Source organism: Bacteroides sp. OM05-10AA, from assembly GCF_003439055.1.
Taxonomy (GTDB): domain Bacteria; phylum Bacteroidota; class Bacteroidia; order Bacteroidales; family Bacteroidaceae; genus Bacteroides; species Bacteroides intestinigallinarum.
Map to the genome: position 1 here is coordinate 1 of NZ_QSUR01000068.1, position 15270 is coordinate 15270.

At 39.2% G+C, this 15270-nt stretch carries 23 protein-coding genes; 2 read left to right on the plus strand and 21 right to left on the minus strand.

What is annotated here, in order from left to right:
• Positions 1–59: 59 nt before the first annotated feature.
• Genes DXB58_RS26880 through DXB58_RS26925 form a run of 10 tightly spaced genes read right to left on the minus strand, consistent with a single transcriptional unit; the run spans position 60 to position 3281 of the window.
• The gene (locus DXB58_RS26880; protein ID WP_109114679.1) at positions 60–269 is read right to left on the minus strand and encodes a hypothetical protein; all 210 of its coding nucleotides are present in this window, start codon (positions 267–269) and stop codon (positions 60–62) included.
• A gap of 29 nt (positions 270–298) precedes the next feature.
• Positions 299–619, minus strand: coding sequence for a hypothetical protein (locus DXB58_RS26885; protein WP_122138824.1), 321 nt, complete (start codon positions 617–619; stop codon positions 299–301).
• 20 nt (positions 620–639) lie between these two features.
• The gene (locus tag DXB58_RS26890; RefSeq protein WP_233527377.1) at positions 640–834 is read right to left on the minus strand and encodes a hypothetical protein; all 195 of its coding nucleotides are present in this window, start codon (positions 832–834) and stop codon (positions 640–642) included.
• 28 nt (positions 835–862) lie between these two features.
• The gene (locus DXB58_RS26895) at positions 863–1081 is read right to left on the minus strand and encodes a hypothetical protein (RefSeq protein ID WP_122138700.1); all 219 of its coding nucleotides are present in this window, start codon (positions 1079–1081) and stop codon (positions 863–865) included.
• 44 nt (positions 1082–1125) lie between these two features.
• Positions 1126–1362, minus strand: a complete 237-nt coding sequence (locus tag DXB58_RS26900) for a hypothetical protein (protein WP_122138826.1) — start codon at positions 1360–1362, stop codon at positions 1126–1128.
• Between the two features lie 57 nt (positions 1363–1419).
• Positions 1420–1776 carry a hypothetical protein gene (locus tag DXB58_RS26905; protein WP_122138827.1) on the minus strand — a complete coding sequence of 119 codons (357 nt, stop codon included), beginning with the start codon at positions 1774–1776 and terminating at the stop codon, positions 1420–1422.
• A 23-nt stretch (positions 1777–1799) separates the two neighbouring features.
• Entirely contained in the window at positions 1800–2288 is a 489-nt protein-coding gene (locus tag DXB58_RS26910; protein WP_122138828.1) for an RNA polymerase sigma factor, read from the minus strand.
• The gene (locus tag DXB58_RS26915) at positions 2285–2506 is read right to left on the minus strand and encodes a hypothetical protein (RefSeq protein ID WP_147338751.1); all 222 of its coding nucleotides are present in this window, start codon (positions 2504–2506) and stop codon (positions 2285–2287) included. The genes DXB58_RS26910 and DXB58_RS26915 overlap by 4 nt, the downstream gene beginning before the upstream one ends.
• A 5-nt stretch (positions 2507–2511) precedes the next feature.
• Entirely contained in the window at positions 2512–3069 is a 558-nt protein-coding gene (locus tag DXB58_RS26920; RefSeq protein WP_122138830.1) for a response regulator transcription factor, read from the minus strand.
• Positions 3066–3281, minus strand: coding sequence for a helix-turn-helix transcriptional regulator (locus DXB58_RS26925; RefSeq protein ID WP_122138831.1), 216 nt, complete (start codon positions 3279–3281; stop codon positions 3066–3068). Before DXB58_RS26925 ends, DXB58_RS26920 begins: the two co-directional genes overlap by 4 nt.
• A 168-nt stretch (positions 3282–3449) precedes the next feature.
• Here DXB58_RS26925 and DXB58_RS26930 point away from each other — a divergent pair, with 168 nt between their 5' ends.
• Together DXB58_RS26930 and DXB58_RS26935 are read left to right on the plus strand one after the other, a co-directional pair.
• Positions 3450–3857 (plus strand): helix-turn-helix transcriptional regulator, encoded by a 408-nt coding sequence (locus DXB58_RS26930; RefSeq protein ID WP_122138832.1) that lies wholly within the window; start codon positions 3450–3452, stop codon positions 3855–3857.
• Between the two features lie 309 nt (positions 3858–4166).
• Positions 4167–5807, plus strand: a complete 1641-nt coding sequence (locus DXB58_RS26935; RefSeq protein WP_122138833.1) for an alpha-galactosidase — start codon at positions 4167–4169, stop codon at positions 5805–5807.
• Positions 5808–5935: 128 nt separating this feature from the next.
• Here DXB58_RS26935 and DXB58_RS26940 read toward each other — a convergent pair whose 3' ends face one another.
• The 11 genes from DXB58_RS26940 to DXB58_RS26990 form a co-directional block, all read right to left on the minus strand.
• Positions 5936–6742, minus strand: a complete 807-nt coding sequence (locus DXB58_RS26940) for a hypothetical protein (RefSeq protein WP_122138834.1) — start codon at positions 6740–6742, stop codon at positions 5936–5938.
• Positions 6743–6752: 10 nt separating this feature from the next.
• Positions 6753–7121, minus strand: coding sequence for a GntR family transcriptional regulator (locus DXB58_RS26945; protein WP_122138835.1), 369 nt, complete (start codon positions 7119–7121; stop codon positions 6753–6755).
• Between the two features lie 11 nt (positions 7122–7132).
• Positions 7133–7984, minus strand: coding sequence for a hypothetical protein (locus DXB58_RS26950; protein ID WP_122138836.1), 852 nt, complete (start codon positions 7982–7984; stop codon positions 7133–7135).
• 6 nt (positions 7985–7990) lie between these two features.
• Entirely contained in the window at positions 7991–8836 is an 846-nt protein-coding gene (locus tag DXB58_RS26955) for an ATP-binding cassette domain-containing protein (RefSeq protein WP_004296281.1), read from the minus strand.
• Between the two features lie 172 nt (positions 8837–9008).
• Complete coding sequence (locus tag DXB58_RS26960; protein WP_199488022.1) at positions 9009–10475, minus strand: hypothetical protein; 1467 nt, start codon at positions 10473–10475, stop codon at positions 9009–9011.
• A gap of 21 nt (positions 10476–10496) precedes the next feature.
• Positions 10497–11441, minus strand: coding sequence for a PstS family phosphate ABC transporter substrate-binding protein (locus tag DXB58_RS26965; RefSeq protein ID WP_004296284.1), 945 nt, complete (start codon positions 11439–11441; stop codon positions 10497–10499).
• Positions 11442–11444: 3 nt separating this feature from the next.
• Entirely contained in the window at positions 11445–12260 is an 816-nt protein-coding gene (locus DXB58_RS26970; protein ID WP_122138838.1) for an energy transducer TonB, read from the minus strand.
• Positions 12261–12286: 26 nt separating this feature from the next.
• The gene (locus DXB58_RS26975) at positions 12287–12940 is read right to left on the minus strand and encodes a biopolymer transporter ExbD (RefSeq protein WP_122138839.1); all 654 of its coding nucleotides are present in this window, start codon (positions 12938–12940) and stop codon (positions 12287–12289) included.
• Positions 12941–12955: 15 nt separating this feature from the next.
• The gene (locus DXB58_RS26980; RefSeq protein WP_004296287.1) at positions 12956–13561 is read right to left on the minus strand and encodes a biopolymer transporter ExbD; all 606 of its coding nucleotides are present in this window, start codon (positions 13559–13561) and stop codon (positions 12956–12958) included.
• Positions 13562–13594: 33 nt separating this feature from the next.
• Entirely contained in the window at positions 13595–14392 is a 798-nt protein-coding gene (locus DXB58_RS26985) for a MotA/TolQ/ExbB proton channel family protein (protein WP_004311923.1), read from the minus strand.
• A gap of 153 nt (positions 14393–14545) precedes the next feature.
• Positions 14546–14983, minus strand: coding sequence for a hypothetical protein (locus DXB58_RS26990; RefSeq protein WP_122138840.1), 438 nt, complete (start codon positions 14981–14983; stop codon positions 14546–14548).
• Between the last annotated feature and the right edge of the window lie 287 nt (positions 14984–15270).

Here is a 15270-nt window from a genome sequence, read left to right on the forward strand (position 1 = left end):
TACCGGGAAAAACTGTGCGAGTGTGATTACATAAATTTTCATTTTTAATTTGTTTTACGTTATTCAAATTCATCAAGTTCGTAAGAATCCTCGACAATTTCTTCTACTTCTTCTAAAAAGTAAAGTTGCGTTTTGTTATTGAAGCTGATACGTAACTGCTCTGCTAAATACAGATACCCGGCTCTCCATGCTTCCTCTGCTTCTTTTGAACCTTTATTCAATTTTGCAACCTTTTCTTTTGACAATGCAATGAATTTTTCTTGTGTCATACTTTAGTTCCTTCTTATATTGTATTGAATTATTCTTCATTCGACAAATACAACTTCATCCCCTTTTTAGTCAAACCTAATACGTGAGTATCGTCCGCCCATTCGTTGGCAATTCGCATATAATCAGCTGGGCAGCCATTATACAGTTTGACTGTATATTCACCGTCCGGTGGCATAGAATCATCCCCATATCCAGCCACAAGTTTCTTATCAAAAGCCATCAAATCACCGTAGCAATTAGCAAAGTAAATGCCTGCCTTCTCACATTCTTTATATGCTTTCTTTAGCTTATTGAAAGCCTTTTTCTGCTCGGTTGTTAGTTCACAGACCGAGTATAAATTTGTATCCATAATGTTCCTTTCTCTATTAGTTAGGAATTAATAAACTCGTATCCCTTGTTGGTTGGACGATAAACAACATCTCCGAATGGTCCAGCCTCTTTTGTCAATAAACCATTTTCTACCATTTCGTCCAATTCAGCAGATGGTTTGCTATAACCGCCCCATCCTTTTTTGCAGATATTCCCTAAATGAATAAGCTGCATCTTACTTAACTTTATATCCATTTGATTCATATTTGATTTGTATTGAATATTATTCGATTGAATATAATGCCTGCATACATTCGAAGGGGAAAGATGAATTTAATGCGTCGTATACTTCTTCTGGTATACCGTCTTCACTTTCAAAATTACCTTCGATACTTTCAGAGCCAAATGCTGTTGCAACATGCTTCTCTTTATACTCTTTACCGTCAATGATTACGGTACTCTCCCAGCCATCAGGAGTAATTTCGATTTTTATCTTATTCATGTTATCTCTTGATTTTTTTTAATGAATCACATATCTTTCTTCTATTACTTTCTATTATTTAACCAATCTAAAGCTGCTTGCATACTACCAACATAATCTGCATTATAAATATAAGCGACTTCTTCGCCTACCTTATATTCCCGGTCATTGTCTGTTTCGCCTAGAATAAATTCTATGTTTGGAGTTCCTAACCTAAACACACCTACACAGTAGGTAATACCTTCACGCTTCTTGCTCTTTTTGAGTGCTAGAAGAAAAATTCCTTGCTTTTCTGAATCCATATTACTATCCCTTTCTATTCAGTTATAATCCAATATCAGCTATTTCTCCGTATGGTGTCATAAATTTGTTCTCTTCTGCCCATGTTTAATGGCAATGCAAGGCGGCCTACAAATCTCAAAAACCTTTATATGATGTTTCTTCACAAACATAGGTGTCAACCACTTCGGCCTAGATTGAAATGTACATAGAACATGTGTCAAATAGCAAAATGTATCTTCTGACAATATTTTCTTTATAAGCCTATGTTCGGTAAATCCATCAAAGGCGATTTGTTTGCAGATCTCCACTGCTTGCAGTATTAATTGTTTTTTTAACATCGGGTGCAGAATCACTCCTCCATTTTGCGAAATGATCGCTTCGGTTAAATACGTCTTCCCGCTTCCTATACCACCTATAAAAATAATTTTTTCCATGATTTAATTCCTTCTGATCTAGTTCATACAAAGTCCTGCAATTGAAGTTTGAGCTGTTGTTTAGATTGAAAAATACGGCTCTTTACGGTTCCCAATGGGAGATTCAGTTTTTCTGCTATTTCCCGATACTTAAATCCTGAAATATGTAAAATGAAAGATTCTTTTTGCCAATCAGGTAGCAGATCCAGAACCTGCAGTATTTCGGACGTATCAGAAGAACTATCTACCGCTGAATCATAAGATCGTAACATAGGATTAGACACGGTATCACAATAGGCTCTCTCACGCATCGTCCTTCTATATTGATTTGCAAATAAGTTACGCATTATTGTATGACACCAGGCAGAGAAATTGGTATTAGGAGTATATAACTCCTCGTTATCCAATATTGCAAGAGAGGTTTCCTGAAGTAGATCACGAGCTGCATCAGCATTAGTGGTCAATCGATAGGCAAATTGATATAACTTTTCTTGCATGGCAAGCAAGTTATTGGTAAAACATGGCGTATTCATAGCTCAAAACCTCCTTCTAACGGACCAAACACCTCATTAAACACACCGTCCATTAAGGGTTCAAATTCATCCTGAAATGTATCCGGATACACAAATAAAACATCAACCAGCCCATTCTTATTCTCACCTACACAAATCTCTACAGGAAGATTATCTTCATGCACTCTCTCCACGATACCGGCAAGAAGATTGTGGTTTAGTAGTCTCTTAATTTCCATATTATTCATTTTTTTATGTTAGTCAAATAATAATTTGCCATCTGCCCAATCGTTTTTAAAAACAACTTAGCCTTTATGTTTTCCCGATGCCGGTTTACTGTGGCTGTTGAAATTGATAATTCATTCGCTATTTCAGTAGCCTGCAACCCTTCAGCAATTAAGGTTAATATTTCAAGCTCTCGGACGGATAACTTTGAATCTATCAGAGGCTTACAAACAACTCCCTCATCTTGACATTCCCCCCGGAGAGGACAACGTACTTCTTCAAACTGAAAAGATCCATTCCGATCAATATCATAATTCAGTTGATCATACTCACCAAAATTACACCGAGCAAATCGATGGACTATTTTATATTCAAAATGCAGACGATTTTTTTCGCTCTTAGAATAAAGCTCACTTAATCTTTTAAAAGCAACTGGATACCTATCTCTGATAGCAATAAAGAAAGATAAAATCAAATCACGGTCCGATTCTTCCAATTTGCGAACAGCTTGATTACATTCCTTCACCATGACTTCACCATCAGGAGTAGAATAAAACTCAATATTACATAAGATCATGCTTCACCTCCTTTCTCTTCAGGTGGAAAAAGTTCATCAAGTTTAAATCCAAGAAACTCGGCAATCAATTTCTGTTTAACTAAAGGTGGACGAGCTTTACCTGCTATCCATCGGTACACAGATGTAGTCGTTGAGCTTGTCAAATTAGCAATCTGTTTTATTGTATCAGTTTGCTGATTCGGAAGACTTTGCATGTACTTACTAAATACCATAATTGATAAAATTTTAATTTATACTAATGTTATTACAAGATGTTTTATTAACTTCGTGGTGTCGTTTTTATAACACGATGCAAACATAGAGCATTTATCTGTAAAATACAAGTAATTTACAGAGCATTTATCTGTGTAATTAGAAATAATTTAGCCATTAAACGCTATATGACTGTAAAAGAAAGACTTATAGATTTTATCAAATATAAAGGTTTAAGCCAAAGCAGGTTTGAATCCCAGGTAGGTCTGTCAAATGGATATGTAAATAACATAAGAAAATCTATAAGCCCAGAAAAATTACAGAGCATTACTCTAACATTTCCTGAACTTAATACAGAGTGGCTTCTAACTGGAAGAGGAGAAAAAATAAAAGAGATACAACCTCCCAGTAACACTCTGCCAAATGGAGTCTTCATTCCACAAGATATGTATGATATCATAAAACAGCAAGCAGAAACAATCTGCTCGCAGCAACGTCTTATTGAGGAGTTACAATCTGAAAGGAAAAAAATGCATGTCCTTCTGGGAGACAATGCCGAATGTGCAGGTGCAAGCGGATCGGATTTGGAGGAATAACATATATAGTTTCAAAATACTAATTAACAATGCAATAATTTTGATGAACATTATGAAAAATAATAGTAAGAATGAAGGCCCATTATCCGGGACGAAATCGGGACGAGAAAGTTCTAACCGTGGGATTTTAAGGACTATAACTATTTAATAATCAGTTACCCTTGCAAGAGAATAATTGCGCGATAATTCGCCTCATTCCGACAAATATAAAGGGTAGCTTTCTGGAGTACAGTAAGTTGCCCTTTATTTCTATTCAGTCACTTGAACAAATTCGGGACGGATATGTAATAAAACACAACCTATTATATCATGAAAAACAGGATTTATCTCTTTACAGTAGCAGTAGCTTCTTTTATGTGCATCAGTTGTACAAAGACTCAAACTACCCTCTCCGAGAATGAAAAGACAGTCAATCCTCCCATCATGGGATGGAGTTCATGGAATGCATTTCGCGTAGACATCAGCGAAGACATCATCAAGCATCAAGCCGACCTGATGGTGAAAAAAGGTCTGAAAGATGCCGGATATCATTATGTCAATGTTGATGACGGCTATTTCGGAAAGCGTGATGACAACGGGATTATGCATACCCACGAACAACGTTTCCCGAATGGGATGAAACCGATTGCGGATTACGTTCACGGCCTGGGAATGAAAGCTGGTCTCTATACCGATGCGGGCAACAGTACATGTGGCTCCATGTGGGACAATGATGCAGCAGGCATAGGAGCTGGTATCTACGGACACGAACCGCAAGACGCCCAATTATACTTTGGCGACTGGGGTTTCGACTTTATCAAAATTGATTACTGCGGAGGAGATGCGCTGGGACTTAATGAAAAGGAACGCTACACTTCCATCCGGAACAGTATAGACAAAGTAAACAAAGATGTTTCCATCAATATTTGCCGATGGGCCTTCCCGGGCACTTGGGCTAAAGATGCGGCAACTTCCTGGCGTATCAGTGGAGATATTAATGCACATTGGGGATCATTAAGATATGTAGTCGGAAAGAATCTCTACCTGTCGGCTTATGCCGGAAACGGACATTATAATGACATGGATATGATGGTCATCGGATTCCGCAACGACAGTAAAGTAGGTGGACAAGGTCTTACTCCGACAGAAGAAGAAGCTCATTTCGGTTTGTGGTGTATCATGAGCTCTCCTTTGCTTATCGGATGCAATCTGGAAAACATGCCGGATTCTTCGCTCGAACTGCTGACAAATAAAGAACTGATCGCCCTCAACCAAGATCCGCTGGGCTTACAGGCTTATGTAGCGCAACATGAAAATGAAGGTTATGTACTCGTGAAAGATATTGAACAGAAACGTGGGAATGTACGTGCAGTAGCTCTTTACAATCCTTCTGATACCATCTGCAGTTTTTTCGTGCCGTTCTCTTCATTGGAATTTGGAGGAAACGTAAAAGTACGTGATCTGGTAAAACATAGCGATTTAGGAAATTTCTCCGGTACCTTCGAACAAACGCTTCCTGCACACAGTGCCATGTTCCTCCGCATAGAAGGCGAAACACGTCTGGAACCGACCCTCTACGAAGCGGAATGGGCTTACCTACCTCTTTTCAATGACCTTGGCAAAAATCCTAAAGGTATTATTTATGCCCATGATAAGGAAGCCTCCGGCAAAATGAAAGTAGGTTTCCTTGGCGGACAACCTGAAAACTATGCCGAATGGCGGGAAGTATATAGCGAAAATGGCGGACGCTATGATATGACCATCCATTATTTATATGGCAAAGGACGACAAATAGAACTGGACGTAAACGGTATCATTACCAAAATCGACTCTCTGGGAGAGGATAATGGTCATAACCAAATCACAGTTCCCGTTGAATTAAAAGCCGGATACAACACTATTCGCATGGGTAATAGTTATAACTGGGCACCGGACATCGACTGTTTCACTCTGAAGAAAGCGCTGCAATAGGATACAAAAACGGTCCCAAAATAAGAAGTCAAAACCCTCATATATTAAAATCATCCTCACTACAGCTATCTGTTGGTGAGGATGATTTTATGCCCCACCTTTTTTTTTGGGGGGGGGTAGAGATATACTTACTCCAGTGCCGTCACACAGGCTTTTTCAGTCAATGTAACCGCCAATTTAGAACCATCTTTTTCAGGAATCCAGAACATACGTTGACATTCTCCTTTTTGAAGCTGTACGTCAGCATTTCCACCAGTCAGATATTCTGTATTAATGTGACATCCCTCAACATTCACAGACCAATTATCCATCCTATTCAAATTCAAATATAAGTTATCAATATTTCCACTCTGGAATTCCACGTCTCTACCACTCCTGATGACATTCAATGCTCTAAAACCACAAGAATCCACCATGACGGAATTAGAAGTATCAATGGAAAGAGAATCCTTTATCAGATTTTTAAGAACTACTTTTTGCATGTAGATATCATTTATCACACATTCCACCTCTTGTGTCAAATTCAGCCGCATATCTCCCGTACTCAATCCCACATATTTAGACTCCTTAAACTCTTGTGGAAGTTCATCCAACGAGTAGTCCAAAAGAATCTTCAATGTATCTCCCATAATGGTCATCTTCATATAGTCATTTACTTTCTCCGAACAAGAAAATGTATTCTTCTTTTCCTTTGAAGGTTGTACTTCCAAAGAAGAATTTGCCAGCCAAACACTGCGTTCTTCCGTACTCATCTCTGTTTGAGTAAGCCATATTACCCGACAAACCGGCACCTCTTTGGTCAACTGCTCTCCCTGTAAATTCAATTGATTGGAAAAATATGGCCTTCCTAAGCAAAACATCATAAACATCCCGCCCACCAGAACACAAAGTCCAGCTATAAAAAGTCCTATTAGTATATAAGTTGTACGTTTCATAATATTTATTTTACTGTTCTTTTTTACAAAATTCCCGATACATATCTGTTATCTCCTTTATCGGAATATCCAGCGTCCTAATTTGCCGGAAAAAATAATCTAATTCTTCTTCCAAAAATGTATTCTTTCGCAAAGAATGAATCAGTTCTCTCGCACCGGTAGCAACAAAATATCCAATCCCACGCTTATTATAAATAATATTCTGTGACTGAAGATAATCGAATGAGCGCATTACCGTATTGGCATTTACTTCTACAATGGCAGCATATTCTCTGACAGAAGGAATACGTTCCTCTTCTGCAAACTGTCCCAGAAGTATCTCATCACAGATTCGATCTGCAATTTGTAAATAAATAGCTTTACTTTCTTTAAAATTCATAGTCTGAAGTATTACATACGTTGAATGATCTCGGACTCCTTGAGACGAAAATAGGCGAGCACCCAATTAACCGATGCAAAAAACATAAAACCCGTAGTTGCCAGAATAAAGGCTTGCTTCTCCGTTATAGAGGAGAATATATGACCATAATCTTTATTCCCCCCATGAAATAACATATTACCGACAAATATCCCTATCAATACATAAATTAAAACAATGATAGCAACAGCAGCAAAAGTCTTAAGAAATGAGTTCTTCGGCCAAACAGAACTGCCTAACACGAACAATGACTGTATAAAGCAATAAATAGACAAGACAAGTGCCAGTTCATACGCCTCACTGAATAAGAACCACCTCTTTCCGCTACCGACCAGATCCCCCAGACAGACAGGAAGTATCACCTCTTTTATCTCCGGATATATAAGCGAATAAGCAAATACCCGTGTGTAATCGGCCAATTCAAAAGCGATGAGAAAAGCAACAAAAAAAACAACGGTCGATATCAGCCAACGAGAAAAAAATCTCTCAAAAGGAGTAACCGGTATCATGAATGCAGCCAGCCTACTTGTCTTGCTTTTCATCTTCTCCATCGTCAGCGATCCACTCAAACAACCAAATCCGAACATAAACCACAGAAAAGCCATCAGTATAAATTCCCAAGCAGGATCGAAGCCTGCATAACGTTTAACAAAACTCACCGGATCATAAGTCTTATACTCAAAATATCCATTCCAAACCATTACCACTACCATCACTCCATACATCAACACCATACGAAGCACATTCGATCTCCAATTCTCTACCATCTCCTTACGGCAGAGATTTATAAAACGAGGCAAACTGAAAAAAGTATCTTTTATCATCGTCTTTTATTTTTGAGTGTGAAACAATCGGGCTATCTCTTCAGGAGTAGCCAGTGTAGCATTAAAAAGAAGTTCCAGGTTTAGTTCCGACTCGTCCTGCTTTTCATTAGGAAGGATCAGGTAGTTACCCTGAATAGTAGGAATTGCAAAAAGCGCACTTTTGGCCAATTCCCGATCATCACTCTCCACAAAGAAAAGTTTGTCGCAAATATTACTTGTCGATTCATCGAGCAGCACACGACTGTCATCCATTATCAACACATGATCGAGCACTTTGTCGATATCACGAACCTGATGTGTAGAAATCACAATCGTCTTATCATCCGACATACCCGATGCTATAAACTTGCGGAACTGACTTTTGCCTGGAATATCCAGCCCGTTGGTCGGTTCATCCATCAACAAAAGAGAGGTATTCGTAGCAAGCGCAAAACTCATGAACACTTTCTTTTTCTGCCCCATAGAAAGCGCTCCGAGATCAATATCTATATCCATCTCAAAATAATGGAGATATTTAATCATCTCTTCCTTACTGAAACGAGGATAAAAAGGACTGTTTAACTCAATATAGCTGACCAAAGAAACCGAAGGCAACTCAAATTCTTCGGGAACTAAAAACATATCCTGCAAAGTAACCGGCAACCGACGGCGCACATCTGTATCGTGAAACATCACTTTACCGTTTTTAGGAGTCAACAAACCGGACATCAGATAGAGAAGAGTAGATTTTCCCGCACCATTCTTTCCCAACAGTCCATATACCCTGCCGGATTCGAACGAAAGCGAAAAATCACGTAGTACCGCACGCTTCGATTTACGATAAGTAAATGAAAGATTTTCTACTGTAATCATAGTATTTCTGTTTAATGAATAATGATCTTTAGGTGTATTAGTGTAATAGTACACCACAAAAGTAGATAATCTTTTGAATATTCCAATAGAAAAGGAGAAAAAAGTGCAAAAAAAGGAGGAGCTAAGATCACTCTCCACTCCTCCTGTCACGACAAACAACTAAAATTATTCACTATTTGATGCCGTCCAATGCCCTTTTAGCAGTAGCATTAGCGGGGTCTATAGCCAGAATTTTACTCCAGTATTCTATGGATTTATCTTTGTTAGCCTTTGCTTCGGCTTTCAATGCCGGATTTTCGATAGCTAACAAATAGTAATATCCAAGATAACTGTAGCATTCAACCAAAGCTGAATTGTAATGAGGATCGTTTTTGCTTTCCAATAAAGCGGCCACTTCCTCATAGAAAGGTTTCGCAAGTCCTTGAGTTGTTTCAGGGTCAAGTGCAGAATTGGCACGTGCTCTCCAGAAGTTACCCAAATAGCTGTCCGGCGCTGCTTCCGCAATTGCATGGAAAGTAGAATCGGCGGACATTAACGCCTGCTTGCGTTCTTCAACAGTGATTACTAATGAATCAGGTTGCGTACCAGCACCGTAATAAAGTCTACCAAACTGGAACTGTAAGTCCGGAGTCTGTTTTTCCTTATCAAGAGATGCATAATATTTCTGGTAAGCACTGATTGCTTTTTTATAATCATTCTTCTGTTCGTAAGCAGAAGAGATATTTTTAAATAAATCCGTCTTCGTCGGATCCATCTTTACCGCTTTCTCATATTGTACTACTGCATCATCATATTTTTTCAGACTCTCCAACAGATGTCCATAATACATATAATCCAAATACGAATAATCGGCTTTATCACATTCCTTGAAGAAGACATCGGCAGCCTTCAACGCTTCATCAAAACGTTTCAGGTCAGTATAATTATACATTGCCAAACGATTGAACGCAGCATGACGGGCATTCTTTTGCAATCCCATATTAGCTACTTCGAGTGATTTATCAAAATCATGGTTCAAAAATAAAGCAAAAGCATACTTCACCAAATCTTCTTCCGTAGCAGTAGGTCCCATTGCAAAATTCGCATAAGCTTCTACTGCCTTATTAAAATCATTTTTTAAATAGTAAATTTCGGCTAATTTTTTATCTACAGCTGTGTTGGACGGTTCCAGGTCCTTCAATTGGTTCAGCTTCTCAATGGCAAGACTTGCATTGGCTGATTTATAAATATCTGCATATTTCAGATAAGCTTCCGTACATTTCGGATCGAAATAAATTGCCTCCTCATACTTTTGAGAAGCAAGACCCGCATTTTTCTGTTTTACGGCAATATTTCCTTCCAATACAGAAGCAAGAGCCGATTTACCATTCGCCTTTCTGGCAAGAGCTGCATACTCCTGCGCTTCGGGAATCTTGTCAGCATTCAGATATGCGTCTCCAATAGCCACCAACAATTCCACATTTTTCTTATTTTTTCCTTTAATCAGATGTTCAGCTTCTTCAGCAGCCTGTGCCGGATTCGTCTGAATAGTTTCTTTCAATTTCGCAACCCCAGCCTGCCATTCGGCGTCAGATGATTGCGCATAGAGCGACCCTACTGCTATAAACGCTCCAGCTAAAAACATTTGTACTCTTTTCATTATAGTCTCTAATTTTAGTTATTATTCGTCTTTCACGTGGACAATACGCACCGGCTGAGTAGCCGGAACAAGTCCGGATTTTAATATAATCCTCTGCCCTTTATCGGATGTCATAAAAGAAGCAAATCCCCAAGGCAGCCCACTGCGAGGATCATTCAGCAATGCATAAATAGATCGTGCCAACGGATAGTTACCATAAAACAGGTAAGCCTGATAAGGTTTATAACTGTTAGCAGGAGTTGCCACATCCTCTGCACTCACTGACATCACTCTGATCTCTTCGCGAAAAGAAAGATTGGTTGTATCACTGCGGTTCCCCAACCAGTTTACTCCAACAACTCCCATAGCGTCGGGATTATTCGCTACATAATCTATCACCTGCTGGTTGGTTTTCAAGGCACTGACGTTACCTTCAGCCAACTCTTTTCCACCACAGATTGAGTCCATTGCAAAACGTACGGTACTGGAGTTCTTATTATCGAACACCACCTGAATCCCTTTCAAACGGGAATTCGGATTAACCTCTTTCCAGTTTTTCACCTCACCGGTAAGGATGCGGCGGAAATCACGTACACTCAACAAAGAATCCGGATTAGCACGATTCACAATCAATGCCAGACCGTCCGTAGCCAATTTTATCTCGCGAGGGAAAAACTTACGGCTGTGGAATGAATTCATTTCTTCCTTAGTCAGTGTCCGGGTTGCAATAGCCAACCGGACACTGTCTTTCAGAAGTAAATTTATCGCTTCCACTTCAGTTGTGTAGCGAGGGACAATCCCGGCCAAAGGGTACAGGCTTTCAAACACCTCTATCTCTTCTTGTATGATAGGTTCGAAACTCTCATCCGCTGCGATAGATACCACACCGGAAGAATAAGTATCCGTCGGTCCTTTTGATTTTGAGTTACAAGCACTCAAGACTACCAACGCTACGAGTCCTATCAGCCTAAATTGTCTCTTCATCATCTTTTATTGTAATCTAAACATTACCGGAACGGTGAACTTCACACGTACCGCTTTTCCATTCTGCTTACCAGGGAGCCATTTCGGCATGCTTTTTACCACACGAACAGCTTCCTTATCCAGATAAGGGTCTACACCACGAGCCACATGTACGTCAGAAATAGAACCATCACGTTCTACAACGAACTGTATAATAACGCGACCTTGTGTTCCATTCTCCTGTGCAATAGTCGGATATTTGATATTCTTACCCAGGTAAGCCATCAATTCAGTCTGTCCACCAGGGAAAGTCGGCATTTGTTCTACCATATCGAAAACCTTTTCCGGTTCCGGTGCAGCCTGTGTTACCACCTGCTTAAGGTCTGCGATATCTTTACCGTTAGCCTCGTCATTACCTTTTACGTCGGCAATAGAGATGGATACTTTGGTTGCATTCAAATCTTCCTGGCTCTTGATCTCATCATCCTCATGCACCTCTTCATCTTTCTTGATGACAGGAGCTGTAAACTTGATAGAACTCTTCAATGCAGGGGGAGGAGGTGCAACCGGTTCTACGCGTTTCATCTCTTCCTGTTTGATTTCAGGTTCTTCCAATTTAGACAGAGTAGTTACTTCTGTCATCACTTCTTTCTGCTCCGGAGTTGCCAACTTAAGCAGTGTAGGGATACTGAATCCAACTGCTGCTATGATTACCACAATCAACATTGCGACATTATGTCGTTTTGTTGAATTGGCACGCAGTCTATATGCGCCGTATGCTTGGTTTTTGCCTTCAAAAATCAGTTGACACCATTCCGAAGAAGCTAAATCTAATTTTGCCATTTTACTTTTCTTTTTTAGGTGTTACATCAATTATCGGCTAAGTTTTGTGACAATCCACCTTTCGCATCGTAATTCTTAATCAAGAATTCATCAGCTTCAGCGATATCTGTTATCACATATTTACCAATATTACATATCTGCATTTCGTCCAGCGCGTCAATCAGATTCATATAAGAAGCATCATCAGTAGCTTTGATAATTACGGTCGGTGTATCCTTTCCGCTCTTTATCTCAGAAACCTGCTTCTTAAATTCATCATCCGTGATCTTAAGATCAAGTTTTTGCTGCTTCAATTCTCTTACTTTATTGACAGCAACAGCATTCTTCTGAAGAAGTACGGCACGCAGTCCATCTGCGCCGTAGCTAGTTTCTTTCAACGAGGTATAATCCTTATAATTAGGTTCTCCCTCGTAATAATAGAGTTTGTTATCAGCTCCCAGCAATAACGTAATTGCTTGTGAAGCCTTCACCATACTCTTTTGTTGTTCAGTTATATCTTTGTCATTACTCGGCATGCTTATCTCCATCGTCTGAGGTTTGCTCAGTGTGGTACAAAGCATAAAGAAAGTAATCAGCAACATGTTCATGTCCACCATCGGTGTAAAGTCCACCCGGACAGATATTTTCTTTTGCTTGCTCTTTCCTCTTTTTCCGCCGCTCTCTTGTACTTCAGCACTCATTGTATTTCCTCCTTTTTAATTTTCAGATTCTGCTTTGAGAGAAGTAATCAGATTGTACCGATTTTCCCGCAAATCCTGAAGTGAGTTCATAACGTTCTTTATCACTGAGTATGGAGTCGTAGCGTCTGCCTTGATAGCAATACGTAGATCAGCGTTAGCAGTACGTGCATTACGTACCCACGATTTAAACTGATTGTCAACACTATCGCATGGAATACCTTCATTCTTTAGGATCTTATCCCGTTGATCTTCCGGGAGATCAAGATATTTCTGCATACTTCTGATAGGTACTCCAAAAGTAGAAGACAAGATAAATCTCTTCTCCTGTTCCGGAGTAAACTTAATGCCATACTCTTCACCCATGCTCTCCAATACAGCCTGCATATCCTGCTGCTTGTCGAGGCTCATAAATATTTTTCCTTCCGGATCAACCAGAATCTGGAGTACATTCGTCTCCGGAATCTTGATTTCCGATACGGAAGCCGGAGTGGTAACTTGTACTGGTTCTTTCTTCACAAATGTTGAAGTCAACATAAAGAAAGTCAGAAGCAATACAGTAACGTCACTCATAGCTGTCATATCTATGAACGTACTTTTCTTTTTAATTTGCGCTCTACCCATGATTAATAATAGATTTTATAAGGGTTCGCAGAATTAGTGAGTAGCAGCAAAAGTTTGCACGATAGAGAATCCGACTTCGTCGAGTCCGTAAGTCAATTTATCGATTTTGTTAGTGTAATAGTTGTAAGAGATAACAGCCAATGCACCAGTCAAGATACCGAAAGCAGTGTTAATCAAAGCTTCAGAGATACCTTGTGACAAAGCCATAGAGTCAGCACCACCACCAGCAGACAAAGCAGCAAATGAACGGATCATACCGATTACAGTACCGAGCAATCCCATCAATGTACCCAAAGTAGTGATAGTAGCGATGATCGGAAGATTTTGTTGCATCATAGGCATTTCCAAAGCAGTAGCTTCTTCAAGTTCTTTCTGGATAGCCAACAGCTTCTGTTCTTTAGGAAGAGCTGTGTTCTTTTCCATTTCTTCATACTTACGCAAAGTAGAAGTTACTACGTTAGCAACAGAACCACGTTGTTTGTCACAGATTTCCTGTGCTTTCTTCATGTCACCTGCAGCTAAAGCGTCTTTGATGTTAGCTACAAACTTAGACAATGAACCTTTACCGAAAGCAGAACGAAGAGCAAAATAACGCTCGATGCTCAAAGCAAGTACGGTTAACAACAATGTCTGGATAATAGGTACGATGATACCACCTTTGTAAATAGTACCCAACATGTTCAACGGGTGATTGTTAGGGTCATTGTTCATAAAGTTGGACGGGTTACCTAATAGGAATTGAAAGATACATACAGCTATTACTAAACAGCAGATGATTACGATACCGGCATTCTTTATACCTACAACTTGAGTTTTTTTAGTAGTTTCCATAATAAGTTTTTTTGTTAAGAAATTAATTTTAGTTATTTAGGAAGTAAATATTTCGATTAGACACACTGCGCTACAGACCCTGCAACTTTTAAAAGGTAAAGTCACACGGTTTCATACAGAGTACGAAAAAAAACGAATAAAATAGGGAAAAGACTAAATAAGGATGCGTCTTAAAGCGAACACGTAGTAGTCGCTACACGTAATGGAGTAATGTGGATCCTTATCCGAATAAAATGATTTACTTTGATCTAATACTAAAGAGTTTTCTCTTAACACGAGAAACTTATGCATAACGTCTTTCAAAGAGTCATTGATTTCAATGATTCTACGCAGACGATAATTATTCGAGTTTGATTCTGTTACGAGTTTAAGTCCTAATTCTACATCAGAAACAGACAAAGAACGGACGCTATCATAGCTAACAGACTGCCCATCTACAGAAGAGCGCTGATGGCTGTCAGAAGATAATTCCGATAATTGACAAGGTGAGTCACTAAAAATACGGGGAGAGAAATTCACAGCATTCCCACTTACGCTAAATGATAGCATCAGCAGAAGAAAAGCGAGTATGAATTTCGGCGAAAATTTCATTGTATTTTTAGTTGTTTAATCGATTCCAATAGATTCGGCCACAAATGTAGCAATAAATTGTATATGTTCATCGTCGTTCACATCATTTAAACATTAAAGTTTAACTCTTTTATAAAAACAAGCTACAATATGTTTTGTTCGATGAGTTAGCGACTTAATATGTTAAAAAAACATTTCCTCTGAATATACAGAGTTTTAAGAAATTAAAAATCCCCTCCAATATTTCTACTGAAGGGGACTCTTCTTAAAAACGGCGGCTACCTACTCTCCCACTGTTACGCAGTACC

Coding starts and splice junctions, on each gene's coding strand:
- DXB58_RS26880 (WP_109114679.1), bottom strand. CDS start 269: ATGACACAAGAAAAATTCATTGCATTGTCAAAAGAAAAGGTTGCAAAA.
- DXB58_RS26885 (WP_122138824.1), bottom strand. CDS start 619: ATGGATACAAATTTATACTCGGTCTGTGAACTAACAACCGAGCAGAAA.
- DXB58_RS26890 (WP_233527377.1), bottom strand. CDS start 834: ATGGATATAAAGTTAAGTAAGATGCAGCTTATTCATTTAGGGAATATC.
- DXB58_RS26895 (WP_122138700.1), bottom strand. CDS start 1,081: ATGAATAAGATAAAAATCGAAATTACTCCTGATGGCTGGGAGAGTACC.
- DXB58_RS26900 (WP_122138826.1), bottom strand. CDS start 1,362: ATGGATTCAGAAAAGCAAGGAATTTTTCTTCTAGCACTCAAAAAGAGC.
- DXB58_RS26905 (WP_122138827.1), bottom strand. CDS start 1,776: ATGGAAAAAATTATTTTTATAGGTGGTATAGGAAGCGGGAAGACGTAT.
- DXB58_RS26910 (WP_122138828.1), bottom strand. CDS start 2,288: ATGAATACGCCATGTTTTACCAATAACTTGCTTGCCATGCAAGAAAAG.
- DXB58_RS26915 (WP_147338751.1), bottom strand. CDS start 2,506: ATGGAAATTAAGAGACTACTAAACCACAATCTTCTTGCCGGTATCGTG.
- DXB58_RS26920 (WP_122138830.1), bottom strand. CDS start 3,069: ATGATCTTATGTAATATTGAGTTTTATTCTACTCCTGATGGTGAAGTC.
- DXB58_RS26925 (WP_122138831.1), bottom strand. CDS start 3,281: ATGGTATTTAGTAAGTACATGCAAAGTCTTCCGAATCAGCAAACTGAT.
- DXB58_RS26930 (WP_122138832.1), top strand. CDS start 3,450: ATGACTGTAAAAGAAAGACTTATAGATTTTATCAAATATAAAGGTTTA.
- DXB58_RS26935 (WP_122138833.1), top strand. CDS start 4,167: ATGAAAAACAGGATTTATCTCTTTACAGTAGCAGTAGCTTCTTTTATG.
- DXB58_RS26940 (WP_122138834.1), bottom strand. CDS start 6,742: ATGAAACGTACAACTTATATACTAATAGGACTTTTTATAGCTGGACTT.
- DXB58_RS26945 (WP_122138835.1), bottom strand. CDS start 7,121: ATGAATTTTAAAGAAAGTAAAGCTATTTATTTACAAATTGCAGATCGA.
- DXB58_RS26950 (WP_122138836.1), bottom strand. CDS start 7,984: ATGATAAAAGATACTTTTTTCAGTTTGCCTCGTTTTATAAATCTCTGC.
- DXB58_RS26955 (WP_004296281.1), bottom strand. CDS start 8,836: ATGATTACAGTAGAAAATCTTTCATTTACTTATCGTAAATCGAAGCGT.
- DXB58_RS26960 (WP_199488022.1), bottom strand. CDS start 10,475: ATGAAAAGAGTACAAATGTTTTTAGCTGGAGCGTTTATAGCAGTAGGG.
- DXB58_RS26965 (WP_004296284.1), bottom strand. CDS start 11,441: ATGATGAAGAGACAATTTAGGCTGATAGGACTCGTAGCGTTGGTAGTC.
- DXB58_RS26970 (WP_122138838.1), bottom strand. CDS start 12,260: ATGGCAAAATTAGATTTAGCTTCTTCGGAATGGTGTCAACTGATTTTT.
- DXB58_RS26975 (WP_122138839.1), bottom strand. CDS start 12,940: ATGAGTGCTGAAGTACAAGAGAGCGGCGGAAAAAGAGGAAAGAGCAAG.
- DXB58_RS26980 (WP_004296287.1), bottom strand. CDS start 13,561: ATGGGTAGAGCGCAAATTAAAAAGAAAAGTACGTTCATAGATATGACA.
- DXB58_RS26985 (WP_004311923.1), bottom strand. CDS start 14,392: ATGGAAACTACTAAAAAAACTCAAGTTGTAGGTATAAAGAATGCCGGT.
- DXB58_RS26990 (WP_122138840.1), bottom strand. CDS start 14,983: ATGAAATTTTCGCCGAAATTCATACTCGCTTTTCTTCTGCTGATGCTA.